The sequence below is a fragment of the Pseudarthrobacter sp. MDT1-56 genome (assembly GCF_059383555.1).
In genome coordinates, this window is the sequence record NZ_JBWZCK010000006.1 from 134,584 (window position 1) to 160,608 (window position 26,025).

The window sequence follows — 26,025 nt, forward strand, 5'->3', positions numbered from 1 at the left end:
ACATAAAAGACCCCTCATGCACCCGCCAGAGCCCATTTACCCTTGCTACCTTCCGGTCCTGGGGGAGTTCAACAGGATGACGCCACATGAGGGGCCGTCAGCAAGTTTACCCGACGTTTGAGTGTGCCCCGAATCGCGCACTTCGGTCCCGGGAAATCCCGCGGGACATGCCCATTTTTCGCGGCCGGGAGTGGGCACATTGGCACTATGTCCAGTCGCCGCGGTCAGCGTGGGGCATGTCCTGTGGGGGCGCTCAAGCCTGTCGCGGGACATGCCCATTTTTCGCGGCCGGGAGTGGGCACATTGGCACTATGTCCAGTCGCCGCGGTCAGCGTGGGGCATGTCCCGGGGGTGCGNTATGTCCAGTCGCCGCGGTCAGCGTGGGGCATGTCCCGGGGGTGCGGGAAGCCATGTCCCGTGGCGAGGGGCCCGCGGGGGTCCGAGAGGCCAATTGGGCGATGCCGGGAAATTCAGGTAGTCTAGTATCTGCTTTTGATTCAGAAGCTACTGGAGAATTCGCCTAGCGGCCTATGGCGCACGCCTGGAACGCGTGTTGGGTTAACGCCCTCGGGGGTTCAAATCCCCCATTCTCCGCGTTTGGCCCCGGTCCTAGGACCGGGGCCTTTTTGTGTCCCAAGGCATCCCCGCGGTCGGAGGGCGGGCTGTAGGACAGAGCGTGGCGACATCCCGGCGTCTCACGTGCGTCCTGCCCAGCCTCCTCCGGCCCAGAAGCCTTCTTTGGCACTGTGGGAAGCATTCCTGGCCGGGACCGACGTGCCGCGCACCGCTTCGTCCGGCCCACGGCGCGTTACTTCGGACTCGGAAGACGTCGCTATTGCCCCGGGATTTCGATTCCGTGTTCTTCGGCGAACTTCATGATGTTCGACATCATCACCGTGCTTTGCTGCTTTGCCTCCTCGGTGGGGGTGAAGGCCACAAGCTCGCTTCCGGCGAAAATGATCGGCGTGTGCCCGGGCTCGATGACGAACGCGTCACCGGCCTCGAAGATCTCCTCGACCCCGTCGGCCCTCCGGACACCGAACTTTCCTTTAAGTTCGTAGCCCAGATGGTTCGCCTGGCACTGATCATTCGGCGCACCCTTGAAGAACGGCGCCTGATCCATGTCGATGAAGTCGCTTTCCAAGCTGACGGTCCAGTCACCGATCTCCTGCTCGTAAGCGTCCACGTAGCCCGGCAACGAGTGGTGCGACGAAGCCGTGGCCTTCGATACCTTCGACATACTCTTCTCCTAGCGCGCGGTGACTCGGTCGCGCCCTCCACGCAGTCCGGATCTGGCCACATAAGGGGACACTCCCTAGGCCCGATGGCCCAGCCGGCGGAGGCGGGTCCGGGCAGCCTGCTCGCTGGGCCCCACCCGACCCAGGGCAAGATGGACGACGCCGAGCGTCACCTTGGTAGCCAGCCGCACCGGCAGCGGGATGGGGCCCAGCCGTGCGGGCCGCAGGCCCAGTAGATCGCGGTACTTGGGTTCCAGACTCGCCACGGCCGCGGCGAACAGCACCCGGTAGCCTGGCCTGAGCGCCGGATGGAGCGGCGGATTGCGGATGAACGCCACGGTCTCGGCGACCCTGTCGTCGGAACGGAGCTCGCCGGCGTCGTGCCAGTGGTCCAGTTGCCGGCGCATTTCCTGTTCGCTGAGTGGCGGGAACTCCACCCCCATGAGCTCCCCGGCCTGCGCCCACTCACGCACGTAAGCGTCGGGGCCGCCCGGAATCGGCCTGCCCCAGATCTTATGTGCCGAAAGGAAGGCGTCGGTGAAGGCTATGTGCACCCAGCGCAGCAGCTCCGGATCATTCGCCGCGTAGCTCCGGACAACGCCGTGTCCGTCCACATAGTCCCCGCGCACTGACCCATGGAGCCGCAACACCCAGTCGGAGGCTGCGCGGGCCGCGGCGGTTGAACCGTAGGAAACCGTGAAGATCCAGCGGATCGTTCCGGCGAGCCGGCCCAGGGGGTCCTCGCGGAAGCGGGAGTGGTCGTGGACGCCAGCCAGTGCGCCGGGATGGAGCGCCTGCATGAGCAGGGCGCGAATTCCCGCCACGATCGTCGGCATGTCCCCGTGGACGGCCCAGACCGCCGATCCCGGCAAGTGGTAGCCAGGGTCATCGCCTTCCGCCAGACGCGGGACCCAGTCCGGCACCGCGTCCCGGGTCCCGGTGAACGTCTGCTTGAGTTCGGCCTGCCATTCCCTGAGGAGGTTGCGCATACTCCATTCTCTCCCACCGCTGCGGGGCCCAATACTTGCCCCGATCACCAGTACTACTGGGCGACCACCTGAAGTTGGAAAGGGGTAGCTTTTACGGTTCACAGGCCCCCCTGGTTGTGGTCCCATAAGAACGTGAGTCCGCGAAATTGGGGACTGGCGAACAGGATGCGGGAGTCACATCGTGGGAAAACACTGGGGAAACTCATCGAGTGAGCAGGCAGTCAGGGCGCGCATAATTGCTGTGCGCTGTCTGTCCGGCGGTTTCTGTCTCTCCCTGGCGGTCCTGACTTTCGGGGTGCAGGGACTGTCGGGCACCGGCGCCGCCGTTGTCCCGCCCCCCTCACTGGCCTACGGCGTCGTGGGGCCGGGCACACTGGATCCGGACACTCCCGGCACGGCCGGTGCCAGCACCGTTCCGGCGGCTGACGCCCTGGCCACATCGGCTTTCACCGCGGATGCCCTGGCACTCGTGGGCTACCCCCGGTCAACGGTCGAGACAACCTCCAAGGACGGCGTCCCCGGGGAACTCAATGTGGCGTCCGCCGGACTAAAACGGCCCGCCGAAGGCTTCCTCATGGCCCCACTCGAATCCCTTCAGGGGTCCTCGTCCTTCGGGTTGCGAACCAGCCCCATCACGGGGTCCGCCGGGGAATTTCACTGGGGCCAGGACTTTGCCGCGCCATGCGGTACCCGTGTCTACTCAGCCGACGCCGGAGTCGTGCGGGCCGTTGGCTGGCACCCGTGGGGTGGCGGAAACCGTGTGGAAATCGACCACGGCAACGGGCTCATCACCACCTACAACCATCTTGAGGCGATCGCCGTAAAGAAGGGCGACTCGGTGCGCGTTGGCGAGGTCATTGCCCGGGTGGGAACGACCGGATCTTCCACCGGCTGCCACCTGCATTTCGAGACCATCCTGAACGGCTCCCACAAAAACCCGCAAGACTGGATCCTTCTCCCGATCGTGCAGACGGACCAGCTGGGCGCCATCGAGATGGCCAGCTACACGCCCGAGGCCGGTAGGCCCTCCAACACCTCCCTCGGCTGGGCTATCCCAGTGTCCGATGACGGGACGCACGTTGTTGCCGGTGGCGCCCAGGAATTGCCCCGCGCGGCGCTGCCGCAAACGTCGTACTCCACTTCCGCCGCGGCCACGCCCACCCCGTCCATCTGGGACGCGCTGTCGCCGACGAAGACGCGCTCGGATACACCAACGCTTGAGTCCAGCCAGACGCCGGGCGGGTCTCCGAACGGGACCACCACCACGACGGGCGGCTCGACGACGCCGAGCGACACCCCGTCTGCCTCGGAGCCGAGCACGGCGCCCCCGCCGCCGTCGGAGCCAAGCACGCCGCCGCCCTCGCCAGAATCGCCGACGCCGACGCCGTCGCCTGAACCCACGGCTCCGCCCCTGCCGGCCCCGCCGCCCGTCGTGGAACCGGCACCGACGACGCCGCCCCCGCCTCCGCCCGTCGTGGAGCCCGCGCCGGCCCCGCCGCCCGTCGTGGAACCGGCACCGACGACGCCTCCGCCGCCTCCGCCGGTCGTGGAGCCCGCGCCCCCGCCGGTCGTGGAGCCCGCTCCGGCGCCCACCGCGGCACCTGCTCCGCCGCCGGTCGTTGCGCCCGCGCCGCCTCCGCCGCCTCCTCCGCCGGCGACCACGGTGGCACCCCCACCGCCCGCGCCCATCGCGGAACCTTCGGCGACCACGGACCCCTCGTTGACCCCTGGCCCGTAGGCGGCACAAACCCATACCTCCACGCGTTGGTATCGAATGACAATCGTGACCACATCCGGAGCACCGCTCCGGACACGAACTTCACGACCGACCTCGCGAGGAACCCTCCCATGACCTCTCTGCACAGCATTCCGCTCACCCTCATCGACGGCACGGACACCGACTTTGGCCGCTTCAAGGGGGAGGTGGTGCTGGTAGTGAACGTGGCTTCGCAGTGCGGGTTCACGCCGCAGTACGCCGGCCTCGAAGCTCTGCACAACAAGTTCCACGGGCAGGGCTTCGAGGTGCTCGGTGTTCCCTGCAACCAGTTCGCCGGCCAGGAACCCGCCGCCGACGCCGTAATCGCTGAATTCTGCGAACGGAACTTTGGCGTGACCTTCCCGCTCACCACGAAAGCCGACGTCCGCGGCAAGAACCAGCACCCGCTCTACGCCGAACTCACGAAATTCAAGAACGGCTTCCTGCCAGGACTGGTGAAATGGAACTTTGAGAAGTTCCTGGTGAACCGCGACGGCGACGTGGTGGCACGTTTCGCCCCCACCGTCGAGCCGGATTCGCCGGAGGTTATTGAAGCGGTACAGTCCGCCCTCAGCTGAGAGTCGGCTCCCAGCACACAAGGGGACAACGGCCCCTATCCCTAAGCATGCTTGCGGCTTAGACTGGCCGGACCTTCCAAATTAGCCGGGCACACCCGCGGCGCAGACGCGCGTGTGTGAGGTGTCGGTACAGCCGCCACCGGCCCGGGGACGGTGCATCAGCACGCTTCGTGAATCACAACTGGACACTCATATTGAGGTCCGTGAAACCAGGAGGAAAGTGATGACAGGGAACAAAGCCGTTGCCTACAAGGGGCCAGGCAAGGTCGAACTGATCGACATTGACTACCCCAGCTTCGAACTTAAAGACGGCCCGGGGGTCAACCCCGCCAACGTGGGCCGTTCGGTGCGCCATGGCGTGATCCTCAAAACCGTTGCCACGAACATTTGCGGCTCCGACCAGCACATGGTTCGGGGCCGCACCACAGCCCCCTCGGACCTGGTGCTGGGCCATGAAATCACCGGCGAAGTCGTGGAAGTTGGACCGGACGTCGAGTTCATCAAAGTGGGGGACATCTGCTCGGTCCCCTTCAACATCGCCTGCGGCCGCTGCCGCAACTGCAAGGAGCGCAAGACCGGCATCTGCCTCAACGTTAACCCCGCCCGCCCGGGCGCCGCTTACGGGTACGTGGACATGGGAGGCTGGGTTGGCGGCCAGGCCAACTACGTGCTGGTGCCGTACGCAGACTGGAACCTGCTGAAGTTCCCGGACAAGGATCAGGCCCTCGAGAAGATGATGGACCTGACGATGCTGTCAGATATCTTCCCGACCGGCTTCCACGGCGCCGTCACCGCGGGTGTGGGAGTTGGCTCCACGGTCTACATCGCGGGGGCCGGTCCTGTCGGGCTGGCTGCGGCCACCAGCGCGCAACTGCTGGGCGCCGCCGTCGTGATTGTGGGCGACCTGAACGCCGGGCGTCTGGCGCAGGCGCGCAGCTTCGGCTGCGAGACCATTGACTTGTCCCAGGGCGGGCCAGCCGAGCAGATCGAACAGATCCTCGGTGTGCCCGAAGTCGACTGCGGTGTCGACGCCGTCGGTTTCGAAGCCCGGGGGCACGGCCACGATGCCAAGGAAGCTCCGGCAACGGTGCTCAACTCGCTGATGGAGATCACGGCAGCCGGCGGTGCGCTGGGTATTCCGGGACTCTACGTCACCGGCGACCCGGGCGGCATCGACGAGGCCGCCAAGAAGGGTGCGCTCTCGCTCAGCCTCGGCACCGGCTGGGCCAAGTCGCTGAGCTTCACCACGGGCCAGTGTCCGGTGATGAAGTACAACCGCCAGCTCATGATGGCGATCCTGCATGACAAGGTCCACATCGCCAAGAACGTCAACGCCAAGGCGATCCCGCTCGAGGACGCACCGAAGGGCTACGCCGAGTTCGACGCCGGCGCCGCCACGAAGTACGTGCTGAACCCGAACGGATACCTGAGCTAACTGCCAAGCACTCGAGTAGCGATATTCCGGCGGGCACAGCCGGTCCTGATCAGGGCAGGTATGTGTCCGCCGGAATACTCGGTTATTGCCTCTTTTCGAACATGCCTACTGGAGTTTGCACATTGTTGGCCGAATGTCTGATTGGATAGACATTACTGAGAGGGACGCTGGAGGCAACCGCTTCCACCCAACCAGGAAGGTAGCAATGGAGCTCATCGAGGCCGAGCACCCCCGGCCACGTCATTTTCTACTCCATCTGAGTGACCCCCACCTGCTGGGAGGTTCGGCACCATTGCATGGTGTGGTCGACAGCGACGCCTTGCTCCAGCAACTCTTTGACGAAGTGCGGGCCTCCGGCGCGCGACCCGAAGCCGTGATTTTCACCGGCGACCTCGCTGACCGGGGCGAACCAGAGGCCTATGCCAAGTTGCGGGCCATCGTGGAGCCCGCCTGCAAGGCCATGGGCGCGAAAGTCATCTGGGCGATGGGCAACCACGACAACCGCGCGCACTTCCGCACGGGCCTGCTGGACCAGCCGGCTGACGACGCCCCCGTGGATCACACGTACTACATCAACGGTCTGCGGATCATCACCATCGACACCTCAGTCCCGGGCTACCACCACGGAGAACTGAGCCCTGATCAGCTGGAGTGGCTCGCGGCCGAACTCGCCACTCCCGCCCCGGACGGAACCATCCTTGCCCTGCACCACCCGCCGGTGCCCTCGGTCCTGGACCTCGCCGTCCTGGTGGAGCTTCGGGACCAGACGGCGCTGGCCGGAGTCCTGCGGAACTCCGATGTCCGTTCGATTTTGGGCGGCCACCTGCACTATTCGACGACGGCGACCTTCGCGGGGATCCCGGTCTCGGTGGCGTCGGCCACCTGCTACACGCAGGACCTCAATGTTCCGGTCGGCGGAACCCGCGGACGTGACGGCGGACAGGCGTTCAACCTGGTCCACGTTTACGAGCACACCATCGTGCACTCCGTGGTCCTGCTCGGCGACACGCCGGCAGTCGGCGAGCTCGTCTCCGCCGAGGAAGCCCAGCGGCGGATCACCGCGGCAGGGATCCGCGTCCCCAGCAAAGCGAAAATCGAGGACCCGGCCAGGACTCCCGGCCACCGCCGGCTGACCGCCAGCAACTAACCCCTACTTCTCCCAGGGAGCCTTGATGGGGTAGTACTTCTCCAGGAAGTCCGTCACGAGTTCTGCCCGTTCCTCGGCCGGGACCTCCGGAAAGCTTCCGTCGTTGAGGCAGAAGAAATCCATGTTCCGCTTGGAGAGCAGCTTGGGCAGGTAATTGAGTCCTGCCCGTGCGGTGGTGTCCACGTAGCGCACCTTCGCCGCCGTCTGGGTGACGGCCCGGCCGGTGAGCAGCGCGTAGTAGTGGTAGAACGAGTTGGTCACCGAGATGTTGTCGGCCGCGCGGAACGTGCTGGCCGCCGTCTTGGCGAATTCCGCCGGAAACTCCTGCTCCATCTGGGCCACGACGCTGCGCCGCAGCGGCGCAGCCGTGTGCTCCAGGTGCCGGGTAGTGATCCGGCCGAAGCGGTCCCAGAGCAGCTTCCGGTTCACCCGGGCCGCGTTCTCAAACCCGCTGCGCTCCGCGTCGTTGTCGCCGAGCCCGATCCGGGTTTCCGCTTCGATGAACTTCGTGATGCCGCCGGGTGTGAAGAACAAGTCCGGTCCGATGGCGCGTCCGAAGAACATGTCGTCATTGGAGTACAGGAAGTGCTCGGACAGCCCGTCGATGTGGTGGAGCTGGCACTCCACCGCTTGCGAGTTGTGGGTAGGCAGCACGGAGGGGTCAGCGAAGAACTCCTCGCTGCGGACGATCGTCACCCCCGGATGATCCGCCAGCCAGGACGGTGTTGGGGAGTCCGTGGCAATGAAGATGCGCCGGATCCAGGGCGCGAACATATAGACCGAGCGCAGCGCGTACTTGAGTTCGTCGATCTGGCGGAAGCGGGCTTCGTGGTCGTCGCCTTCGCCCACCACGACGCCGGCCATCCGCGCACGCCGCGCTGCGATGTACTCCGGGGAGCTGCCATCCACCCAGGAAAAAACGAGATCGATGTCGAAGCTGATGTCACTGGCATGGTCCGCGAACATGTTCTCGATGGTGGGCCAGGTGTGGCCGTACCGCTCGACCGTGCCGCGGACGGCATCCTGGGCCAGCAGCGTCCGGCGGGTCAGCGAGTTCTCGATCGGGAGGATCAGCTCGTCGCCTTCGAAACTCCACAGTTCCAGCTGCACCCCGGCCGAGGCGCCGAACTCGAAGCCGCCTTCCGGTTCGACCCGGGGGCGGTACAGCCGGAAGATCCGGGACTGCCGGTTGGGGGAGAGCTCGCCGTCGGCGACCAGCACCGAGGACTTCTTCTTGGCATCGACACTCATCGAGTAGAAGGGCTCATCGTGGCAGGCCTCCACGAGCGCGCCGCGGAGTTCCTTGCGGTCCTTCCAGTCCACGGCGATGACGGGCCTGTCGTTGTTGCCGCGGACCAGAAGGTAGTCCAAGCCGGCGCCGTCCAGTACCGAACGGATGAACATCAAATCCTCGACCATGGCCTGGTACGGCGTACGGTTCTCGTTGATCAGGCCGTAGCGGCCCCGGCGGCGTACAACGTCCTGGCGCGCCCGGAATCTCGCGACGGCAGCCGCGGAGGTGACCTCATCATGGGCGTCTACCGATGCCTGGCTGCCGTAGTAGATCTCGTCCTGGACCAATGCTTCTGTAATTTCGATTCTCCGTGATTCTTTGCGTGAATGTGTCCCTAGTTGCATGATATCGTCCGCCCCAAAATCGCCGAAAATCCGCGGCTGAAACGCCGCCAGTGTGGGCTGCGAGAGCCCCCCCTCGTCCCCCTCGGAACCTTAGGCCCGGGGGTGTTCAGGCCGCCGGTTCAGCCCAGCAGGGCCCGGCGCCAGCTGCGCAGGAAAGCCGCCCCGGCGTCGTCGTGGATGACGTCCTCGCCAAGCCCCAGATCCGCCGCGGTGAGTACGTCGTATGGTTTCACCGGGACGCCGTCGGCGGGCCGGACGTCGACGTGTTTCACCGGGTGGTCGTTGTGGTGCAGCCAGTCGGCCATGGCGTAGTCGGTGCGGGAGTCACCCACCGTCCGCCAGGCCTGCGGGGTGACGCCCTGCGCCGCCAGCAGCTCCACGGCCCGGCTCGCGCCAAGGTCCTTGCCCAGCCTGACCGACTCGATGTCGGTGGAGATGATGGTCGGATCCACCCGGTAGTCGACCCGGTCATCGGAATCCGGGGCATGGTGGTCCAGCCGCACCACTCCGAGGCCGTGCCGGCCCATCAGATCCATGGCATCGGCGTCGAACAGTTGCTGCTCGGCCCGGTAGTCGGCATTCTCGACGGCGATGTGCTGCTCCACGGAGACCATGGCCAGCTTGGTTTCGTCGAAGAACATGTGCTCGGCGTAATCCTCGGCGACCAGCCGGCGGACGTCGTCGCCGAAGGACCGCGGGATGGCCAGATCGTGATCGACGTGGACCGGCCCGGGGCCCGCGGAGGTGTAGCTGAACCAGACGGCCCCCTTCTCGCAGACGGCGTGGATGAGGGTGCCGGCCGGCATGCCCGCGGCGATCATCGGTCCCATCACCTGTTCGCGGATGAAGTCAGCCGACCGGCCGGTGTTGAAGATGACCGGGATCCCCGCCGCGGCCAGCGCCAGCAGGTCCTCGATGATCACCGGCTGTACCGCACGGGTGACGGGGCTCGCCACGGGACCGTCGACGTCGAGCAACAGTGCCAGCGGAGGAGCCGACGGCGAGAGGGAAGCTGAGGTCTCGGGAAATGTCATGACCCCATTCTCCCAGCAGCCAGGCATCTTTGCATGTGCTGTGCACCGTGCCTCCGGCCCGGGTCGTGACTGTGACACCACGGGGCGGATGGTATGACAAATGGTTACTGTTTGGCTACAACCTCCCGGCACCGGGAGTCGTGGATTCCTTTGCCCGGCTAAGTTCCCTAGGCTTGCAGGGTGATATTCAAAGCCGTGGGCGAGGGACGCCCGTACCCCGACCATGGTTACAGCACGCCCAAGGACTGGGCGGCGCTGCCGCCGCGACCGGTCCGGCTGGATGATCTGGTGACTACCAAGCGCACGCTCGACCTTGAAGCGCTGCTGGCAGAAGACTCGACGTTCTTCGGCGATCTGTTCCCGCACGTCGTGGAATACCGCGGCGTCCTGTACCTGGAGGACGGTCTGCACCGGGCTGTCCGGACCGCGCTGCACCAGCGCACAGCGATCCACGCGCGTGTGCTGGTGATAAATGGCTAGAAAGCCGAAGGACGTCACCGTCCTGCACGGACACCAGGTCATCACCGGCTCGGACCTGCGGGCCACGTTCGTGGAGGACGACGAGCTGCACCACAACCCCGTCAGGAAGCGGCGACGCATCCTGCACGGTGTCGTCCTGGTGCTGCTGGTCGGGCTGGTGGCCGCCGCGGTGGTGGTGGCGCTGGCCATCATGAACGGCCAGATCAAGTTTCCGGCGGCGGAGCGCAGCCAGGCGGCCGCGTCAGTCTGCCCGGAAGCGCGCTTCGACTACACGCCGCCTGAAAAGATCAACCTCAACGTCTACAACTCGACCTCCCGCCCGGGACTGGCCCGTTCCGTGGCCGACGAGTTCGCTGCCCGCAAGTTCATCGTCGGGGCCGTTGCCAACACGACGTCGAGCTACCGCGGGGTCGCGTTGGTCGTCTCCGGCGCCGCGGGCCAGTCCCCTGCGTTTAGTGTTCAGCGGAACCTGCCGGGCTCGGACTATTTCCAGGACGGCCGGACGGACCCGAGCGTGGACGTCATCCTCACCGGGGACTTCAAGGAGCTGGCGAAACCGGAACTAGTCGACCAGACGCCCGGCCAACTCAGCTGCCCGCGCGAGGACCGGCGGATTGTGGAGGAATCCGGACAGCCCATAACGCCGACGGTTGCGCCCGCCCCCGGCGGCTAGCCGTGTCCGCCGGCACGGCACGTCAGGAGGACACGCGGAGGGGACGGCCGCCGTCGTCGAACCGGGCTCCGGCGCCGAGCTGGACGAACCGCACGGTGCGCGCAATCCGGGCCTCGGCCTCGGCATCATGCCCGGCACCGTCACCGCGGGCGGCGCTGGAAGACAGGGTGCCGTGGATGAGCTGCGCCAGCTGGGTGATGTCCGCCTCGGGTAGGTAGCCCTGTGCGATGCCGTCCCGAAGGATGCCCTGCAGGAGCACGCTGAGCTCGCCGACGTGGTCCGCTAGCTTCGCGAACGACGCCGGCGAGAGCACAGCACCCATCGCGGGGCCGGGCGGCAGATGCCGCCGGCTGAGGTCCTCGACCTGGGCACGGACGTACAGGGCCAGGCGGTCCACCGGATTCTCCAGCGCTTCCAGGGATTCGCGCAGATCGATCAGGAAACGCTCGGTCTCGTCCAGCGCATAGGCGATCAGAAGCTCTTCGATGTCCGCGTAATAGTTGTACACGGCGGTGCGGCCGATCCTGGCGTGCCGGGCGACGTCGGTCATGGTCAGCCCCGGGAGCCCGTGGGTGAACAGGAGCTCGCCGAAAGCGGTCAGGATGCGGTGCTGGGTCTCGGCGCGTTGGGCGGCGTTGCTCGCGGCCGAAATCCTGGGCATACGGACACTTTAGCCTGATCTGTCAGCAAAACCGGTCTTCATTTCCCGGCGCACCGGGCGCTGCGGTCCGCCCTAGGCGCTGCAGCCCTCCGGGCCGCAGGCGTCGGCGGTTCCGTGCGCGTCCCCGCCGCCAGGGGCGCTGACCATTTCCAGCGGGCGGCTGTCCTGCCACGCCTGCTCGAGGGCTTCGGTAAACGTCTCAGCGGGCTGGGCGCCGGAAAGCCCGAATTTCCGGTCGATCACGAAGAACGGGACGCCGGAGATGCCCAGCGCGCGGCCTTCCTCGAAGTCGAGCCGGACGTCGTCGGCGTATTTGTCGGTGGTGAACAGCTCCTCCAGCTCGGCCGCGCCGATCCCCAGGTCCAGCCCGAGCGAGGTCAGGTAGTCCCGGCTGCCGATGTCCTTACCGTGCTCGAAGTGGTCGCTGAGCAGGCGTTCCTTTGCGGCGTCCTGCTGCCCGTGCGAGGCGGCGAGGTGGATCAGCCGGTGGGCGGTGAAGCTGTTGGCGACCACGACGTCGTCGAAACGGTAGTTGAGGCCCTCGCCCCTGGCCTGCTCCGCCACGTGCGCAAACATCCCCGCGACCTGGGCCGGGGCCATGCCCTTGCGGGTGCTCAGGTAGTCCAGCGCGGTGCCGTCGTAGTGCTCGGGCAGCGACGGGTCCAGCTGGTAGCTGCGCCACTTCACCTCCACAGCCTCGCGGTGCGGGAAAGCCGCCAGTGCGGTTTCAAAGCGGCGTTTGCCGATGTAGCACCAGGGGCAGGCGACGTCGGACCAGATCTCAATCTTCATGCTGGCCACAACCCCGCGGCCGCCGGCCCCATTCCCCGGGGGGACTGTCGGCTTGGTCACGGGGTCCGGGTGAGCGGTCGTTCCATGACGAAGTCGTGCTCCACGGTGTTCCCGAGCTTAAAGGACTTGGTGCCGACTCGGCGGAAGCCGGACTTCTCGTAGAACCGGACGGCCCGGGCGTTCTGGTTGTTCACGCCCAGCCAGAGCCCGCGGGCGCCGGCCGCCGCGGCCGCGTCGATGCTGGCGTGCATCAGTTCGGCTGCGGCCCCCAGCCCGTGGTGGTCGGGGTGGACGTAGCACTTGCTGAGTTCCGTGCACGGCAGTTCCGTCAGGACCGCTGCCACGTCCGGGTCCTGGGTGGCCCGGGCGACCAGGAGGCTGTAGCCCCGCAGCTCGCCGCCCGCGTCGATCACCAGGACAGTGATGTCAGGGTCGGCGAGATAGGTGCGGAAGTTGGCCTCGCTGAGCGTGTTCGCGAGGTGCCCAGCGATGTCCGCCGGGGACGACCCCGGCGGGCAGGCCAGCGGGAAGGTCACGGCCGCCAGCGCGGCCAGCCTGCCGGCGTCGTCCGCGGTTGCCGTTCGGATTACGTGCGTCATGCCAGAACACTAGTCCGCGGTTGGCGCCGCGTTCGATTCGTGAAGCGTTGTTGCGGCAAGTTGCAGCTTCAAAGCGGCGTCTAAGGAGGGGCTCGACGGCGGGACGTCAGCGGACCGGGTAGGCAACATATGCGACGCGTGTGGAATCGGGTGACCAGCTGTTGACGTTGAGAGATCCCTGGCCACCGGACAGCGCCCAGGTGTGCAGCGGCGTGGTCCAGTCGTCCAGCCGTACGGTGACGATTTCGACGGGCAGGTCGGCGGGATGGCCCATGGTTCCTGCGGGGAAGCGGAGATAGCTGGCGTGTTGCCCGTCGGGTGAGACGTGCGGGAACCAGTCGACTGTCCCGCTGTGAATCAACCGCTCCAGTCCTGATCCGTCGACGCGCACGCGGGCGATCTGTGCGTGCCCGGGCCGGCTGCTGAAGGTGTCGGTATTGAGGTAGATCCATTTGCCGTCCGGTGAATACTCCGGGCCGTCACAATGCCCGGCCCCCGTGTCGACCGAGGCCGAAGGCCCGCCCGCCGAAGGCATCGTCATGAGGCGTCCCGGCTTCGTGAAATCGCCGGAGTCCATCCCCACATAAGCGAGTTCGCGTCCGTCCGGGCTCACGCCGTGCAGGAAGTGGAAGAATCCGTCCTCGGCCGTGATCCGGGCCGCGTCCCCGCCCTGGATGTCTGCCCGGTAAATGTGGCCGTCATCCGCGGAGAGATAGATCCGGTTGCCATCGGGTGCGAGCACATGATCGTTATTGAGATCGGGGACCCCCGCGAGCGGGACCTCGGCGAGTGAGCAGCTGGCAAGGTCCAGCCGCCACAGGCTGCCGGCGCCGTTGAGGATGAGCGCTGAATCGTCGAGTGTCCAGTTGGGGGCTTCCAGGAGTAAGTCGTCGCTGGCGAAGATAAGCTCGCGTGAACCGGTGGTGACGGACGCGACCCAGACTTCACAGCGCTGGCCGGATATTAGCGCGCGGGGCACGGGGTCGTTACTGCTTGAACGCCGCGTCGAAGGAGGTGTTCGACGCCGGGAAGTCGTACTTTTTGAGGGCGGCGAGGGCTTCGGGGGCGCCGTGGAGGCGGTCCATGCCGGCGTCTTCCCATTCGATCGAGATGGGGCCGTTGTAGCCGATCGCGGTCAGGGCGCGGAAGGACGATTCCCAGGGCACGTCGCCGCGTCCGGCGGAGACGAAGTCCCAGCCGCGGCGCGGGTCGCCCCAGGGCAGGTGTGAGCCCATGACGGTGTTCCGGCCGGTGGGGCGGAGCTTCGTGTCCTTGCAGTCCACGTGGTAGATCCGGTCCTTGAAGTCCCAGATGAAGGAGACCGGGTCGATGCCCTGCCACATGAAGTGGGAGGGGTCCCAGTTGAGTCCGAAGGCTTCGCGGTGGCCGATCGCTTCGAGGGTCCGGACCGTGGTCCAGTAGTCATAGGCGATCTCCGAGGGATGGACCTCGTGGGCGAAGCGGACGCCGCATTCGTCGAAGACGTCCAGGATCGGGTTCCAGCGGTCGGCGAAGTCCTGATAGCCGGCGTCGATCACTTTCTCCGGGACGGGTGGGAACATCGCGACGTACTGCCAGATGGAGGAGCCGGTGAACCCGACGACGGTGTCCACGCCCAGAGCCTTGGCGAGCCGGGCGGTGTGCTGCATTTCCTCGGCAGCGCGCTGGCGGACGCCTTCGGGGTCGCCGTCGCCCCACACCTTGGCCCCGACGATGGCCTCGTGGCGGAAATCGATGGGGTCATCGCAGACGGCCTGGCCCTTGAGATGGTTGGAGATCGCCCAGACCTTGAGGTTGTACTTCTCCAGCACGGCGAGTTTGGACTCGACGTAGCCGGGTTCGTCCCAGCGCCACGCGTCCAGGTGGTCTCCGGAGACGGCGATTTCCAGGCCGTCGTAGCCCCAGCCCGAGGCCAGGCGCGCGACTTCCTCGAACGGCAGGTCGGCCCACTGGCCGGTGAACAGGGTGTACGGGCGGGCCATGTCAGGCTCCTTCGGTTAGCGGAACGGTGGCGGGGCCGGAGGCCAGTTGGATGATGGCGCTCTTGGCGGCCGCGCTTTCCTCGACTGCGGCCAGAATACGCTGGACGGTCAGGCCGTCCTCGAACGACGGCGAGGGCTGGGCCCCGGTGCCAATCGCGACGAGGAAGTCGCGGATTTCGTGGGTGAAGGTGTGTTCCCAGCCGATCACGTGGCCCTGCGGCCACCACGCGGCGGCGTAGGGGTGTTCCGGTTCGTTGACCAGGATGCGCCGGAAGCCCTGTTCCCGGACGGGGACGGTGGCGTCCAGGAAGCCCAGCTCGTTCAGGTCCTCGAGGTCGAAGAGGATGGAACCCTTCTCGCCGTAGATCTCCAGTTTGAGCGAGTTCTTCTGGCCGGTGGCCACGCGGGAGACCTCCACCGAGGCGACAGCCCCGGACGCGAGCGAGAGCGTCGCCCAGGCGGCGTCGTCGACCGTCACCTCTTCCGGGCCGTTACGGCCGGGCCGGTGCGAGGTGAAGGTGTGCAGCCGCCCGGAGACTTCGGTGACCCGGTCACCGAGCAGGAACAGCACCTGGTCGATGGCGTGGGAGGCAATGTCGCCCAACGCCCCGGAGCCTGCGGTTTCCCTGTTCAGCCGCCACGTCATGGGTGACTCCGGGTCTACGAGCCAGTCCTGCAGGTAGGCAGCCCGGACATGCCGGATCGCGCCCAGCCGCCCCTCGTCGATCAGTTCCCGGGCCAGGGCCAGGGCGGGGATGCGCCGGTAGTTGAAGCCGATCATGGACTGGACACCCTGGCTGCGGGCCGATTGGGCCGCCGCGGTCATGGCCTCGGCCTCGGCCAGGGTGTTGGCGAGCGGCTTCTCCACAAGTACGTGTTTCCCGGCCTCAAGCGCGGCAACGGCGATCTCGGCATGCATCCAGCCGGGGGCGCAGATATCCACGATCTGGATGTCGTCGCGGGCGATCACTGAGCGCCAGTCCGTGGAGGACTCCGCCCAGCCGTACTTCGAAGCGGCTTCGGCGACCCCGGCAGCGTCCCGCCCGGCCAGGACGCGCTGCTCGAAGGCCGGGACGTCGAAGTAACTGGCCACATTGCGCCAGGCGTTCGAGTGGGCCTTGCCCATAAACGCGTAACCGATCATGGCCACGCCCAGCGGTGAACCGGTGCCGGCGGAAGGGCCGGGCGGGGCGTTGCTGGCCGTGGCATCGTGGGAAGTCATGATTGCTTTCCTAAAGGGTGGAGGCGGTGGGGTCCCAGTCCTCGGGGAGGGCTGCGGACGCGGGGGCGGAGCTTTCGACGTCGATGAAGGTTCCGGATTCCATGGATTCGGAGATCGAGACCATGGTGTCCAGGACGTGGTAGGCGAGGTTGCCGGTGGCGCGATGCGGAACCCCGGCGCGGATGGAGCGTGCCATGTCCAGCACTCCCATGCCGCGGCCCTGGCTGGGGCCGGTTGCCGGGATGACGGTCCACTCTTCGTCGCCGGCACGCCAGAGGCGCACCTCGCCGTCGAAGTGGTTGGGGTCGGGGAGGGAGATGGTCGCCTCGGTGCCGGTGATCTCGACGAACCCCATCCGCTGCCGGGGGGATTCGAAGCTGAAGACGCTGTGGGAGGACTGGCCGTTCTCGAACTGGGCCATGGCGGAGACATGGGTGGGAACCTCGACCGTGAATTCCTCGCCGGCCTTCGGCCCGGACCCGATAACGCGGATCTGTTTGGACTTGGAGCCGACGGCGGCCACCTTCCGGATGGAACCGAAGGTCTGCACCAGTGCGGTGAGGTAGTACGGTCCCATGTCGAACAGGGGCCCGGCCCCGTACTGGAAAAGGAACGCGGGGTTAGGGTGCCAGGATTCCGGCCCGGGGGTCTGGAACGTGGTCATGGCCGTCAGCGGAGTGCCGATGTCACCGCGTTCGATCAGCCGCCGCGCGGTCTGGAGTCCCGCGCCGAGGAAGGTGTCCGGGGCGCAGCCCAGCCGGATTCCGGCGGCGTCGGCTGCCTTGAGCAGCCCGAGGCCGGAGTCGCGGTCCAGCGAGAACGGCTTTTCGGTCCAGACGTGCTTGCCCGCGTTGACGGCGGCTGTGGCCACCTCGACGTGGGCCGCGGGGATGGTCAGGTTCACGATGATTTCGACGTCGGGGTGGTTCAGTGCCGCATCCACCCCGCCCCACTCGGCGATACCGTATTCCTTGGCGCGCGCTTCGGCGGCGTCCTCGAAGAGGTCGGCGATGACGTGGACCTTGAGGTCCGGGAAGACCGTCAGGTTGTCCAGGTACTGCTTGCTGATGTTGCCGGCGCCGATGACGGCGACGCCCACGGGGCCACTTCGCTGGGCGGCGCTCATGCGTTCACGCCCTGGGCGCTGGTGGAACCGCTCTGCAGGTACGCGAGACTCTGGGCGATGCCGTCAAAGATGTCGCCCGAGTAGTCGTCAAACTCCACAACGCCTACTTCCAGGGACTTCGCGGCGCCGATGACGTCCCACACGGCGATCTTCCCCTGGCCGGCGGGCTGCTGCGCCTTGGTGTCGGTGTTGAGCGGGCCGTCCTTGATGTGGATGAACTTCACCCGGTCGCCAAGTTTGGTCAGGATATCGACGGGGTCCTGGCCGCCGACGGCAACCCAGTAGGTGTCCACTTCGAGGACCAGTTCGGGGTCCAGGAGATCGGCGAAGTACTCCAGAGCCGTGCGGCCCTCGATGGTGGACTCCAGTTCCCAGGCGTGGTTGTGGTAACCGACGCGGATGCCGTACTCGGCGCCCTTCCGGGCGGCTTCGTTGAGCTTCGCGGCGGTGGCCTGGATATCCTCGGCCTTTTGCCAGTGCTCGGCCGGCAGGTATGGATCGATGACGGTGCTGATGCCCAGCTCTTTGGCGGCGGCGAAGATTTCGTCCTGGTCCTGGCCCAGCAGCGGGGCGTGGCCGGACGGTGCGGTGAGGCCGTTCTCCCTCAGCGCGGCGCCGAGTTCCTTGGCCGTGGCCACGAAGTTGTAGGGCTCAACCTGGGTGAAGCCGATCTCGGCGACCTTCTTGATGGTGCCGGGCAGGTCCTGCTGGATGGCATTGCGCAGGGTGTAAAGCTGAAGAGAGTAAGACATTTCGTTCCTTTGCGGGAGTTTTGTTTCGAAAATGGTTCCGGGTTGGCTAGCGGCCGGCAAGGGATCCGCCGATGCCGCCGACGCTGAAGTACTTGTTCAGGGTGGCGAAGACGATGATGGGCGGGAGCATCATGATCACGGCGAGGGCCATGACAGAGGTCCAGTCGGTTGCGTTCTGCTGGAAAAAGGACTGGACGCCCATGGGGAGAGTGAAGATCTCATTGGAGCGGAGGAACACGATGGCCACGAGGTAGTCGTTCCAGGCCAGCAGGAAGGCGAAGATCGCGGTGGACAGGATGCCAGGCAGGCTGTTGCGCAGGACCACTTTGGTGAAGGATCCGAAAACGGAGCAGCCGTCGATCCAGGAGGCTTCTTCGAGGCTGATGGGGATTGAGTCGAAGTAGGCAGCCATCATCCAGGTGGCCACGGTCATTGTGGAGCCCACATAGATGATGGTGATGCCCAGCAGGTTGTCCACCAGGCCCATGCCGGCGAAGAGGATGAACAGCGGGACCACCGAGGTGATGATGGGCAGGGACTGCATGACGAACAGCAGCAGGGAGTAGCCGGAGACCGCCTTGCTGCGGCCTCGGGAGAGGACGTACCCGGCGGGGGCGGCGACCGCCACGGAGACCACAACAGTGGCGAGGGTGGTGATGAGGCTGTTCTGCAGCCACGTGGCAGCGAGGGTTCCGGAGAACACGTTGGCGAGGTTCTCGAAGGTCGGGCCCGTGGCGGTGCTCGTGGGTCCGGGGGTGAAGGCCAGCACCACGGTGACCAGGATCGGGACGAGGACGACCGCGGTGATCGCCAGAATCGCAACGAATCTCCACCATTGGCCGCGGTGGCCGGCTTCGGACAGGACGCGGCGGTTCTTGGCTGGGCCGGCAACGCCGAGGACGGGGCCGGACTCGGGATGGGCGTGGACTGCTGCGCTCATTATTCGACGCTCGACTTTCGGATCTGGCGGTACAGGAGGACGGAGATGACCACCAGCGTCATGGTCATGAGGAAGGCGATGGCCACGCCGGGGCCGGTGGCGAAGTCCTGGAAGACGGTGCGGTAGGCCAGGACGACCAGGGAGGTGGTGGCGCTGACCGGCCCGCCGCCGGTGAGCAGGTAGATGGTGGGGAAGTCGTTGACACAGAAGATGGTCATGAGGATCCAGCTGATGTAAGTGGAGCGGGCGATCAGCGGGAGGGTGATCTGGCTGAACTGCTGCCAGCGGGTGGCGCCGTCCATGCTCGCCGCCTCGTAGACCGTGGTGTCCACCGAGGCCAGGGCGGCGGAAATCATCATCATCATAAAAGGGAAGCTGACCCAGACTTTGAACACCATCACGGTGACGGCAGCGAGGGTGGGATCGGCGAGGAACAGTGGCGTTCCCAATCCGAGGTTCCGGAAGAGAGCCGGGATCAGGCTGTCCGGGGTGGCGACCAGCCAGTTCCACGCTGTGGAGGAGACCACGATGGGTACGACCCACGGCAGGAGCAGCAGGACTTTGAAGGTGCTGCCCGCAGGGATCTTCGTCCGGAGCATCAGGGCCAGGCCCAGGCCGACAAGCCACGAACCGAACACGCCGACGATGGTGAAGAGCAGGGTGAACTGTGCCGCTTTCCAGAATGCCGGTGAGGACAGGACGGTGGCGAAGTTCTCCCCGCCGACGAAGTTGCCGGTCTCGATCAGGGAACCGTCATGCGTGGCCTGCACACCGGCGTGGATGAGGGGGTAGCCGTGGATAAGGACGAGCAGGATGACTGAGGGCAACAGGAGCCAGAAGAAGGTCCGGCTGGTCTGCGCGCTGAGCTTGCTCTTGCGGTTTGCGGTGCCGCCGGACCCGCCCGGGGCAACTCCCTGGCGGGCCCGGCTGAGGCCGGATTGAACTGTAGTCAGTGCCATGGAAGGGCCGCTTACTTCTTAATGGTGGACTTAAGCCCGGATTCGAAGGCCTGCAGGGCGGACTTGGCGTCAGACTGGCCGGTCAGGATGGTCTGGGTGAACTGGTTCAGGGCCTGGCCGCCGTCAAGGGCTGCGAGGTCGGCGTTGAGGGTGTTGCCCTGGGCCGCGAAGGTCTTGGCTATGGGCTGCCAGTCCTTGACGATCTTGACGTTATTGGGATCATCGGCAAACTCGGGGATTTCCGTGATCGACTTGAAGACAGGCAAGGCAGACATCAGCTTCTGGCGCCACAGTTCCTTGAGCTGGCCCAGGTAGTACACCAGGAAAGCTTCGGATGCCTCCTGGGACGGAGTGTTCGTGTACATCATGATGTTGTTCGGGAAGACGATGGTGGCCTTGTCGCCGTGCGGGCCGGTGATCGGGTCAGCGACGAGCAAGTCTCCGGACGTGTCACCGACGCGCTGCGGAACGTTGACCTGGAACAGGCCGTACCCGGCTTTTTTGTCCTTCCATTGCGCCGACATGTTGTCGGTGGTGTAGCTGACCGCCGCGGGGTCGACGATTCCGTTGGAGACCAATTCCAGAATAAACTCAATGGCTTCCACGTTGCGGTCGTTCATCAGGTCCAGCTCGCCGTCCTTGGTGAAGACGCCGCCGCCGTTGTTGACCATCATCATGATCATGGAGTGGTTGCCATAGTTGTTGCCTGCGCCCGCGCCGGTGGTGAAGCCGAAGGCGCCGATCTTCTTAAGTGCTTTGCCGGCTTCCAGGAGGGATGGCCAGTCGGTGGGGAGGCCGACGCCAGCCTGTTCGAAGAGCGACTTGCGGTACCAGAACACCCGCATGTCCAGCTGCCACGGAACCGCCACATAGCCCTTGTCGGACTTGAAGGGCTCCAGGACGCCCGGCAGGAAATCGTCGAACTGGCCGTTCTCCTTCAGGAGGTCAATGACCTTGTCGGCGTACGCGATCTGCCCCTGCTGCTCAAACTGGAAGGCCTGGAACCCGCCGCCGGTGGACACTGCGGGCCCGGTCTTGGATGCGATGGCCGAAGAGAACGTCTGGTAGAAGTTGCTCCACTGGATGGTCTGGTAGCTGGCCTTGAGGTTCCCCGAGGCCGGTGCGTAGCCCTCCGTGATCTTCTTGGCGGCCTCGTTGTAGGCGGGAGTTGCCCACGGCATGTCCCAGAACTTCACGACGCCGGTTCCCCCGCCCTGGGTGGCGGAGCCGCCGCCGCAGGCGGCGAGCAGCGGCGCGGAAGCCGCCGCTGCGGCGAAGCCCAGGAACCCCCGGCGGGAGAAAGCGGTGGATGTTGCGGAGGACTTAATGGTCACGATTATTTCCTTTCAGGATCCGGCCGTTGCTTGCCGGTCCATCTCGACATTGAGTTGATGCGGAATCTTGTGCTGGTGCTGCGGATGGAACTGGCTAGTCGTTGAGTCTGTCGATGAGCGAAGTGAGGGCGGCGAATTGCTGCAGGTCGGTGGACGGTCCGCCCGCCTCGAGCTGACGGCGGATCCGCCGCCAGCTGTGGCGGTGCGCGGATTCGTAGATCGTGGGAAGGGTGGTGGCCCCGGCTGCCGTGACCGAGCGGATTTCCGCCGGCCAGGCCGCGGAGGGGTCCGGCAAGGTAATGTCCGCCCGGCCGGTGGAGGTGAGAAGGGAGATGGTCGCCGTTGCCGGGACAGAAGCGGTGGTGATCCCCTGCAGGGCCGCGGGGGCACCATTGGCCAGCTTCCCAACCACGGTGTAGCCGTTGGCGCTGCGCTGGACCACCTTGAGTCCGTCAACGGCGACGCCGGACTGCAGGACGGCGGCGAGGTGCTCAGTTAGCAACAGATGGGGGTCATCGTCCGGCGCGCCGTAAGCAACAGAGTCCAGCAGCACGCAGTCCGCCAGGGCGGCGGAGATCACTGCCCGGGCGGCGTCGTGGGAGGAGGCGAGGGCCGGGTTTCCCGCCCAGCGCTGGTCCAGAACCACCAGCGCGCCGCTCGCGGCCGCTGTGCCCGCCAGGGCTGCGGGGTCCTCGGCGACCGGACCTGAGACCACGACCCCGCGGGAACCGGAGAGGATCGCCTCGGCGGCCCGACTGGTCCAGCCGGCGTGGCCGGCGACGGCGGTGACATCCGGGGCCGCTGATGCCAGGGCAAAGGAAACGGGAAGCGACGCGAGGACAGCGGCGACGGCGCCGGCGGTTTCGGCGCCGGGAGTGGTGCGGACGGGGAGTACGGTGCTCATGCCAGTGACTCCTCGGGTGCGGGAACGTCGCTGGCGGCGCTGCCGGCGGCGCCGCCGGCAATGGTGAGGGCAAACTCAAGGTCGTGGAGCAGTGTTTCCGCGCTGGGCGCCGACCCGGTGCCGCGGGCGATGTCGGCGAGTTTGCGCCATTCGCCCTCATAGCCGTTGTGGCCGAACGGGCCAAGCACCGTCGTCGTGCCGGCCCGCCGGATCCGCGCGGTGGCGGATCCGGCATGCACATAGGACGGGGTGAAGTCGATGCTGAGGCTGGCGTCGTCCCCGATCGCCTCGAAGGTCCAGGCTGGTTCCCAGGTGCTGTTCATCGCGGCCCGGAGTTCCATGGTCACTGCTCCGGCGCGGAGTGAAATCAGGTAGCCGAAGGGCCTCACGGTCTCCGCGTGCAGGACCTCAACTGACGCGAAGTCCGGTGCAAACCTGCGGACCAGGGGCAGATCGTGGATCGCCAGTCCCATCACGCCGCCGGTGATCATGGCCCGGATTGCCGCGTCGTCCAGGGGACCGCGGGACGGGGCAGGAACGCGGCCGACGATTTCGGTGGCGAAGTCCTCGAAGCGCGGGTTCGGCGGCAGGACGATCGAGGACCGGACGGTGTGGACCTGGCCGGGCAGGTTCCCCCAGGCGGCTTCTGCGGCCAACCAGCCCGGGTCGAAGGTGTGCATGGCGCCCACAATGATGGGCACGCCGGTTTCGGCGGACACCGCGGAAATGGCCGCGGCTTCTTCTCCGGTCGTCGCGAAGGGCTTCTCACATAGGACCGCTTTTTTGCCCGCCCGGCAGGCTGCAATCACCTGTGCGGCGTGGAACTGGTGCGGGCTGCAGATGGCGACGACGTCGACGTCGGGGTCCGCCAGCAGTTCCTCCACAGTGGTGCTGTACCGCGCCCCCACCCGGGCCGCCACGGATTCGGCAACGCCCGGGTCCACGTCCATGACGTGGCGTACCTCGAGGATGTTCCGGAGCCGCGCCAGGGAGGGCAAGTGGATCGCCTGCGTCACCGGGCCCGCCCCCAGGATCCCGACGCCAAGCGGCGGCGCCGCTGCTCGTGGATGGCTCGACAACTTCAATACCCCCTTGTATTCGCTGAAACGGTACTCACTGGCCAGGCCACACAGCATTCGGTGATCTGTCTCACACCCAAGCTAGGGCGACTTTTGTCGATCGTCAAGCAAAAGTTGCAGAATCAGTGTCAAACTTTCTGAAGTGTGACAGGCATAAGAACTTCGTGCTATCACTTACTCATGAGCACGCCCACCGGCATTGAACCCGCCGCCCTCGAGGCCGCCGGCAGTCTGTCCCGTGCCGGGGACCTGTTCCAGCTCCTGCGCGACGGCAAGGCCCGCACCCGCGCCGAACTGGCTCTCACCACCGGCCTGGCCCGTTCCACCGTCGCGTCCCGCATCGATGCGCTGATGCACTCCGGACTGGTTGGACCGGCAGGCGAGGCCAGCTCCAGCGGCGGCCGGCCGCCGTCGCGCTTTGCCTTCAATCCCGCCGCCCGCGTCGTGCTGGCGGTCGACGTGGGGGCAACCCACGTCATCATCGCCGTCACGGACCTGGGCGGAACGGTGCTGGCGGAGCGCCGGCTGGCGCAGGACGTCGCCGACGGCCCGGACGCCGTGCTGGACCGGGTGGTGGCGGAAGGCATCAAAGTGCTGGGCCAGGCCGGCCGCGGCAAGGACGACCTCGCCGGCATCGGCATCGGCCTGCCCGGCCCGGTGGAACATGCCACCGGGATGCCGGTGAAGCCGCCGATCATGCCCGGCTGGGACGGGTTCGACGTCGTCCGGCACGTCCAGCGCTCGCTGCCGGTCCCGGTGCTGGTGGACAACGACGTCAACATCATGGCTTTGGGGGAGCGGACCGGCTACTGGCCGGAACACGACAACTTCCTCTTCATCAAGGTCGCCACGGGAATCGGCGCCGGCATCATCAGCAGCGGCCAGCTCCAGCGCGGAGCCAACGGCACGGCCGGCGACCTCGGCCACGTCCGCGTACCCCGCGGCGACGACGTGCTCTGCCGCTGCGGCAACTACGGCTGCCTTGAGGCGCTCGCCTCCGGCCCCGCCGTCGCGCATGCCCTGACGCTGCAAGGGCTGCGGGCCGACAACGGCGGCGACGTGCTGCGGCTCGTGTCCGCGGGAAACCTGCAGGCGATCCAGGCCCTGCGCCAGGCCGGCCGGGACCTGGGGGACGTGCTGGCCACCGTGGTGAACCTGCTCAATCCGTCCGTCATCGTGATCGGCGGCAGCCTCGGCCAGGCCGGCGAACACCTCATGGCGGGGGTCCGCGAGGTCGTCTACCGGCGCTCGTTGCCGCTGGCCACCACCCACCTGCGGATCGGCCTGTCCATGGCGGGGGACCAGGCCGCAATCCTGGGTGCCAGCCAGATGGTCACCCAGTATGTACTCTCGCCGGCCGTGATCGAGGCGACCCTGCAGGCGGCGGGCTGACCTCCGGGAAATTGCGCGGGTGTCATAATCGCCGGGTCCGGCGGGGGCACGTGATAGCAATGGGATTGATGAAAGCATATTTCTGCCTGCAGGCCGAGCCGCGGCACCCATGAACGCCACCGTCCTGGCCAAGGTGCCGCGCAGCTGGATCCTGCTGGCCGCCATCGGGCTCATCGCCCTGAACATGCGCGGCCCGTTCGTGGCCGTGGCACCGGTGGTCGGCCCGATGCAGGCGGAACTCGGTTTCTCCCCGGTGGAACTTGGCCTCCTGACGGGCATCCCCGTGCTGTGCTTCGCCCTCGCCGCGCCGCTCGCCGCGCTGGCCGGACGCAAGCTCGGTGCGGAAGTCGCCATCACCCTGACCCTCTTGGGCGTCCTGCTGGGCGTAATTGTGCGATCGGCGGGCAACGGCGCCGTCGTTATGCTCGGCACGGTGATTCTCGGCGTTGCCATCACGATCGGCAACATCGTCGTACCGCTGATCATCCGGCGCGATTTCGCTCCCGCCCGGCAGGGCACGGCGATGGGCATCTACACCGCCGCCCTGAACATCGGCTCCTTCATCACCGCCATGGTAATGGCGCCGCTGGCCGACCTGTTCGGCTGGCGGCTGGCCCTCGCCGCGTGCGGGCTCTTCGCCGTCGCGGCGCTCCTTGTCTGGGTGCTCGCCTTCGGCAGCCGGGCGTTCCGGCCCGAACCGGTTCCCGCTCCGGAGCCGGCCCGCGCCGGGATCAAGCGGGCGTCGCGGTGGATCACGGTCGGGCTGACCGCGGGCTTCGCCGGGCAGGCGTTCTCCTACTACGGCGTGACCGCCTGGCTGCCCAGCATCCTCGCGGACGAACTGGGCATGACGGCCGCGGAGGCAGGCGCCGGCTCCTCGCTGTTCCAGATCCTCGCCATCGTGGGCGGCCTGGGCGTTCCGCTCGTGGCCCGTTTCGCCAGCACGACGACCGTGGGACTCACCCTGGGGCTGTTGTGGGTGACCGTTCCGGCGGGCCTGCTGCTGGCGCCGGAGCTGTGGTGGCTGTGGTCCTCGCTGGGCGGCATCGCCCAGGGCGGCGGCATCACGCTCATCTTCATCGCCATCATCCGGCTGGCCAGGGACCAGGCCTCGGCCGGCCGGATGTCCGCCGTCGTGCAGGGTGTGGGCTATTCCTTCGGTGCCCTGGCGCCAACCCTGCTGGGCTATGTCAACGGGGTCTCGGGATCGTGGACAGGGCCGCTGCTGATGGTGCTCGGCTCGGTGGCGATGTTCATCCTCGGTACCGCGCTGTCCCTCCGCCACGTCCCCAAGGCGCACTGAGCCGGACTGCGG

The 26,025-nt window shown here is 66.6% G+C and carries 25 protein-coding genes, 1 tRNA gene and 1 other RNA gene; 9 read left to right on the forward strand and 18 right to left on the reverse strand.

Features of this window, described 5'->3' with window-relative positions:
- Positions 1-2: 2 nt before the first annotated feature.
- Positions 3-99: signal recognition particle sRNA small type (ffs, locus tag AC50YC_RS10340), an RNA gene on the reverse strand.
- A gap of 410 nt (positions 100-509) precedes the next feature.
- Between ffs and AC50YC_RS10345 the strand changes: the two genes are divergently transcribed.
- Positions 510-594, forward strand: a tRNA-Ser gene (locus tag AC50YC_RS10345).
- 238 nt (positions 595-832) lie between these two features.
- On the opposite strand, the gene AC50YC_RS10350 is transcribed toward AC50YC_RS10345, so the two are convergent.
- Both AC50YC_RS10350 and AC50YC_RS10355 read right to left on the reverse strand, forming a co-directional pair.
- A complete protein-coding gene (locus tag AC50YC_RS10350) occupies positions 833-1,240 on the reverse strand; it encodes a cupin domain-containing protein (RefSeq protein WP_494953447.1) in 408 nt (135 codons plus the stop codon).
- 75 nt (positions 1,241-1,315) lie between these two features.
- Positions 1,316-2,227, reverse strand: coding sequence for an oxygenase MpaB family protein (locus AC50YC_RS10355; protein WP_494953448.1), 912 nt, complete (start codon positions 2,225-2,227; stop codon positions 1,316-1,318).
- 295 nt (positions 2,228-2,522) lie between these two features.
- Between AC50YC_RS10355 and AC50YC_RS10360 the strand changes: the two genes are divergently transcribed.
- The 4 genes from AC50YC_RS10360 to AC50YC_RS10375 all read left to right on the forward strand — a co-directional run bounded on the left by AC50YC_RS10360 (position 2,523) and on the right by AC50YC_RS10375 (position 7,143).
- Positions 2,523-3,965: a M23 family metallopeptidase gene (locus AC50YC_RS10360; protein WP_494953449.1), complete on the forward strand. Its 1,443-nt coding sequence runs from the start codon at positions 2,523-2,525 to the stop codon at positions 3,963-3,965.
- 110 nt (positions 3,966-4,075) lie between these two features.
- Positions 4,076-4,561: a glutathione peroxidase gene (locus tag AC50YC_RS10365; protein ID WP_494953450.1), complete on the forward strand. Its 486-nt coding sequence runs from the start codon at positions 4,076-4,078 to the stop codon at positions 4,559-4,561.
- A 223-nt stretch (positions 4,562-4,784) separates the two neighbouring features.
- Entirely contained in the window at positions 4,785-5,996 is a 1,212-nt protein-coding gene (gene fdhA / locus AC50YC_RS10370; protein ID WP_494953451.1) for a formaldehyde dehydrogenase, glutathione-independent, read from the forward strand.
- A gap of 205 nt (positions 5,997-6,201) precedes the next feature.
- Positions 6,202-7,143, forward strand: coding sequence for a phosphodiesterase (locus AC50YC_RS10375; protein ID WP_494953452.1), 942 nt, complete (start codon positions 6,202-6,204; stop codon positions 7,141-7,143).
- Positions 7,144-7,146: 3 nt separating this feature from the next.
- Here the strand turns inward: AC50YC_RS10375 and AC50YC_RS10380 are convergent, their stop codons facing one another.
- Positions 7,147-8,781 carry a stealth family protein gene (locus tag AC50YC_RS10380; protein ID WP_494953453.1) on the reverse strand — a complete coding sequence of 545 codons (1,635 nt, stop codon included), beginning with the start codon at positions 8,779-8,781 and terminating at the stop codon, positions 7,147-7,149.
- Positions 8,782-8,900: 119 nt separating this feature from the next.
- Positions 8,901-9,815 (reverse strand): hypothetical protein, encoded by a 915-nt coding sequence (locus AC50YC_RS10385; RefSeq protein ID WP_494953454.1) that lies wholly within the window; start codon positions 9,813-9,815, stop codon positions 8,901-8,903.
- A 180-nt stretch (positions 9,816-9,995) separates the two neighbouring features.
- On the opposite strand from AC50YC_RS10385, the gene AC50YC_RS10390 reads away from it, so the two are divergent.
- The gene (locus tag AC50YC_RS10390; RefSeq protein ID WP_024367337.1) at positions 9,996-10,295 is read left to right on the forward strand and encodes a type II toxin-antitoxin system VapB family antitoxin; all 300 of its coding nucleotides are present in this window, start codon (positions 9,996-9,998) and stop codon (positions 10,293-10,295) included.
- Complete coding sequence (locus AC50YC_RS10395; protein WP_494953455.1) at positions 10,288-10,968, forward strand: LytR C-terminal domain-containing protein; 681 nt, start codon at positions 10,288-10,290, stop codon at positions 10,966-10,968. The genes AC50YC_RS10390 and AC50YC_RS10395 overlap by 8 nt, the downstream gene beginning before the upstream one ends.
- Positions 10,969-10,990: 22 nt before the next feature.
- Here the strand turns inward: AC50YC_RS10395 and AC50YC_RS10400 are convergent, their stop codons facing one another.
- The 13 genes from AC50YC_RS10400 to AC50YC_RS10460 form a co-directional block, all read right to left on the reverse strand.
- Positions 10,991-11,629: a TetR/AcrR family transcriptional regulator gene (locus AC50YC_RS10400; RefSeq protein WP_494953456.1), complete on the reverse strand. Its 639-nt coding sequence runs from the start codon at positions 11,627-11,629 to the stop codon at positions 10,991-10,993.
- A 72-nt stretch (positions 11,630-11,701) separates the two neighbouring features.
- Positions 11,702-12,421 carry a DsbA family oxidoreductase gene (locus AC50YC_RS10405; protein WP_494953457.1) on the reverse strand — a complete coding sequence of 240 codons (720 nt, stop codon included), beginning with the start codon at positions 12,419-12,421 and terminating at the stop codon, positions 11,702-11,704.
- A 56-nt stretch (positions 12,422-12,477) separates the two neighbouring features.
- The gene (locus tag AC50YC_RS10410; RefSeq protein ID WP_494953458.1) at positions 12,478-13,020 is read right to left on the reverse strand and encodes a GNAT family N-acetyltransferase; all 543 of its coding nucleotides are present in this window, start codon (positions 13,018-13,020) and stop codon (positions 12,478-12,480) included.
- A 106-nt stretch (positions 13,021-13,126) separates the two neighbouring features.
- Positions 13,127-13,999 (reverse strand): TolB family protein, encoded by an 873-nt coding sequence (locus AC50YC_RS10415; protein ID WP_494953459.1) that lies wholly within the window; start codon positions 13,997-13,999, stop codon positions 13,127-13,129.
- Positions 14,000-14,006: 7 nt separating this feature from the next.
- Positions 14,007-15,002: a sugar phosphate isomerase/epimerase family protein gene (locus AC50YC_RS10420; RefSeq protein WP_494953460.1), complete on the reverse strand. Its 996-nt coding sequence runs from the start codon at positions 15,000-15,002 to the stop codon at positions 14,007-14,009.
- A gap of 1 nt (position 15,003) precedes the next feature.
- Positions 15,004-16,146 carry a Gfo/Idh/MocA family protein gene (locus AC50YC_RS10425; protein ID WP_494953569.1) on the reverse strand — a complete coding sequence of 381 codons (1,143 nt, stop codon included), beginning with the start codon at positions 16,144-16,146 and terminating at the stop codon, positions 15,004-15,006.
- An 88-nt stretch (positions 16,147-16,234) separates the two neighbouring features.
- Positions 16,235-17,350 (reverse strand): Gfo/Idh/MocA family protein, encoded by a 1,116-nt coding sequence (locus AC50YC_RS10430; RefSeq protein ID WP_494953461.1) that lies wholly within the window; start codon positions 17,348-17,350, stop codon positions 16,235-16,237.
- Positions 17,347-18,102 carry a sugar phosphate isomerase/epimerase family protein gene (locus AC50YC_RS10435; RefSeq protein ID WP_494953462.1) on the reverse strand — a complete coding sequence of 252 codons (756 nt, stop codon included), beginning with the start codon at positions 18,100-18,102 and terminating at the stop codon, positions 17,347-17,349. Before AC50YC_RS10435 ends, AC50YC_RS10430 begins: the two co-directional genes overlap by 4 nt.
- A 46-nt stretch (positions 18,103-18,148) precedes the next feature.
- Entirely contained in the window at positions 18,149-19,042 is an 894-nt protein-coding gene (locus AC50YC_RS10440) for a carbohydrate ABC transporter permease (protein ID WP_354172604.1), read from the reverse strand.
- Positions 19,042-20,001 carry a carbohydrate ABC transporter permease gene (locus tag AC50YC_RS10445; protein WP_494953463.1) on the reverse strand — a complete coding sequence of 320 codons (960 nt, stop codon included), beginning with the start codon at positions 19,999-20,001 and terminating at the stop codon, positions 19,042-19,044. The genes AC50YC_RS10440 and AC50YC_RS10445 overlap by 1 nt, the downstream gene beginning before the upstream one ends.
- Positions 20,002-20,012: 11 nt before the next feature.
- Positions 20,013-21,335: an ABC transporter substrate-binding protein gene (locus tag AC50YC_RS10450; RefSeq protein ID WP_494953464.1), complete on the reverse strand. Its 1,323-nt coding sequence runs from the start codon at positions 21,333-21,335 to the stop codon at positions 20,013-20,015.
- A 94-nt stretch (positions 21,336-21,429) separates the two neighbouring features.
- The gene (locus AC50YC_RS10455; RefSeq protein ID WP_494953465.1) at positions 21,430-22,239 is read right to left on the reverse strand and encodes a hypothetical protein; all 810 of its coding nucleotides are present in this window, start codon (positions 22,237-22,239) and stop codon (positions 21,430-21,432) included.
- The gene (locus AC50YC_RS10460; protein WP_494953570.1) at positions 22,236-23,318 is read right to left on the reverse strand and encodes a Gfo/Idh/MocA family protein; all 1,083 of its coding nucleotides are present in this window, start codon (positions 23,316-23,318) and stop codon (positions 22,236-22,238) included. The genes AC50YC_RS10455 and AC50YC_RS10460 overlap by 4 nt, the downstream gene beginning before the upstream one ends.
- Positions 23,319-23,498: 180 nt before the next feature.
- Here AC50YC_RS10460 and AC50YC_RS10465 point away from each other — a divergent pair, with 180 nt between their 5' ends.
- Both AC50YC_RS10465 and AC50YC_RS10470 read left to right on the forward strand, forming a co-directional pair.
- Positions 23,499-24,710 carry an ROK family protein gene (locus tag AC50YC_RS10465; RefSeq protein ID WP_494953466.1) on the forward strand — a complete coding sequence of 404 codons (1,212 nt, stop codon included), beginning with the start codon at positions 23,499-23,501 and terminating at the stop codon, positions 24,708-24,710.
- 109 nt (positions 24,711-24,819) lie between these two features.
- Positions 24,820-26,013, forward strand: a complete 1,194-nt coding sequence (locus tag AC50YC_RS10470; RefSeq protein WP_494953467.1) for an MFS transporter — start codon at positions 24,820-24,822, stop codon at positions 26,011-26,013.
- Positions 26,014-26,025: the final 12 nt, after the last annotated feature.

What these genes read in the sequence shown, in the direction of transcription:
- AC50YC_RS10440 (WP_354172604.1), bottom strand. Translation starts at nt 19,042, where the DNA reads ATGAGCGCAGCAGTCCACGCCCATCCCGAGTCCGGCCCCGTCCTCGGC.
- AC50YC_RS10470 (WP_494953467.1), top strand. Translation starts at nt 24,820, where the DNA reads ATGAACGCCACCGTCCTGGCCAAGGTGCCGCGCAGCTGGATCCTGCTG.
- AC50YC_RS10395 (WP_494953455.1), top strand. Translation starts at nt 10,288, where the DNA reads ATGGCTAGAAAGCCGAAGGACGTCACCGTCCTGCACGGACACCAGGTC.
- AC50YC_RS10405 (WP_494953457.1), bottom strand. Translation starts at nt 12,421, where the DNA reads ATGAAGATTGAGATCTGGTCCGACGTCGCCTGCCCCTGGTGCTACATC.
- AC50YC_RS10455 (WP_494953465.1), bottom strand. Translation starts at nt 22,239, where the DNA reads ATGAGCACCGTACTCCCCGTCCGCACCACTCCCGGCGCCGAAACCGCC.
- AC50YC_RS10445 (WP_494953463.1), bottom strand. Translation starts at nt 20,001, where the DNA reads ATGGCACTGACTACAGTTCAATCCGGCCTCAGCCGGGCCCGCCAGGGA.
- AC50YC_RS10365 (WP_494953450.1), top strand. Translation starts at nt 4,076, where the DNA reads ATGACCTCTCTGCACAGCATTCCGCTCACCCTCATCGACGGCACGGAC.
- AC50YC_RS10355 (WP_494953448.1), bottom strand. Translation starts at nt 2,227, where the DNA reads ATGCGCAACCTCCTCAGGGAATGGCAGGCCGAACTCAAGCAGACGTTC.
- fdhA (WP_494953451.1), top strand. Translation starts at nt 4,785, where the DNA reads ATGACAGGGAACAAAGCCGTTGCCTACAAGGGGCCAGGCAAGGTCGAA.
- AC50YC_RS10380 (WP_494953453.1), bottom strand. Translation starts at nt 8,781, where the DNA reads ATGCAACTAGGGACACATTCACGCAAAGAATCACGGAGAATCGAAATT.
- AC50YC_RS10375 (WP_494953452.1), top strand. Translation starts at nt 6,202, where the DNA reads ATGGAGCTCATCGAGGCCGAGCACCCCCGGCCACGTCATTTTCTACTC.
- AC50YC_RS10425 (WP_494953569.1), bottom strand. Translation starts at nt 16,146, where the DNA reads ATGATCGGTTACGCGTTTATGGGCAAGGCCCACTCGAACGCCTGGCGC.
- AC50YC_RS10350 (WP_494953447.1), bottom strand. Translation starts at nt 1,240, where the DNA reads ATGTCGAAGGTATCGAAGGCCACGGCTTCGTCGCACCACTCGTTGCCG.
- AC50YC_RS10420 (WP_494953460.1), bottom strand. Translation starts at nt 15,002, where the DNA reads ATGGCCCGCCCGTACACCCTGTTCACCGGCCAGTGGGCCGACCTGCCG.
- AC50YC_RS10435 (WP_494953462.1), bottom strand. Translation starts at nt 18,102, where the DNA reads ATGTCTTACTCTCTTCAGCTTTACACCCTGCGCAATGCCATCCAGCAG.
- AC50YC_RS10465 (WP_494953466.1), top strand. Translation starts at nt 23,499, where the DNA reads ATGAGCACGCCCACCGGCATTGAACCCGCCGCCCTCGAGGCCGCCGGC.
- AC50YC_RS10400 (WP_494953456.1), bottom strand. Translation starts at nt 11,629, where the DNA reads ATGCCCAGGATTTCGGCCGCGAGCAACGCCGCCCAACGCGCCGAGACC.
- AC50YC_RS10410 (WP_494953458.1), bottom strand. Translation starts at nt 13,020, where the DNA reads ATGACGCACGTAATCCGAACGGCAACCGCGGACGACGCCGGCAGGCTG.
- AC50YC_RS10430 (WP_494953461.1), bottom strand. Translation starts at nt 17,350, where the DNA reads ATGAGCGCCGCCCAGCGAAGTGGCCCCGTGGGCGTCGCCGTCATCGGC.
- AC50YC_RS10385 (WP_494953454.1), bottom strand. Translation starts at nt 9,815, where the DNA reads ATGACATTTCCCGAGACCTCAGCTTCCCTCTCGCCGTCGGCTCCTCCG.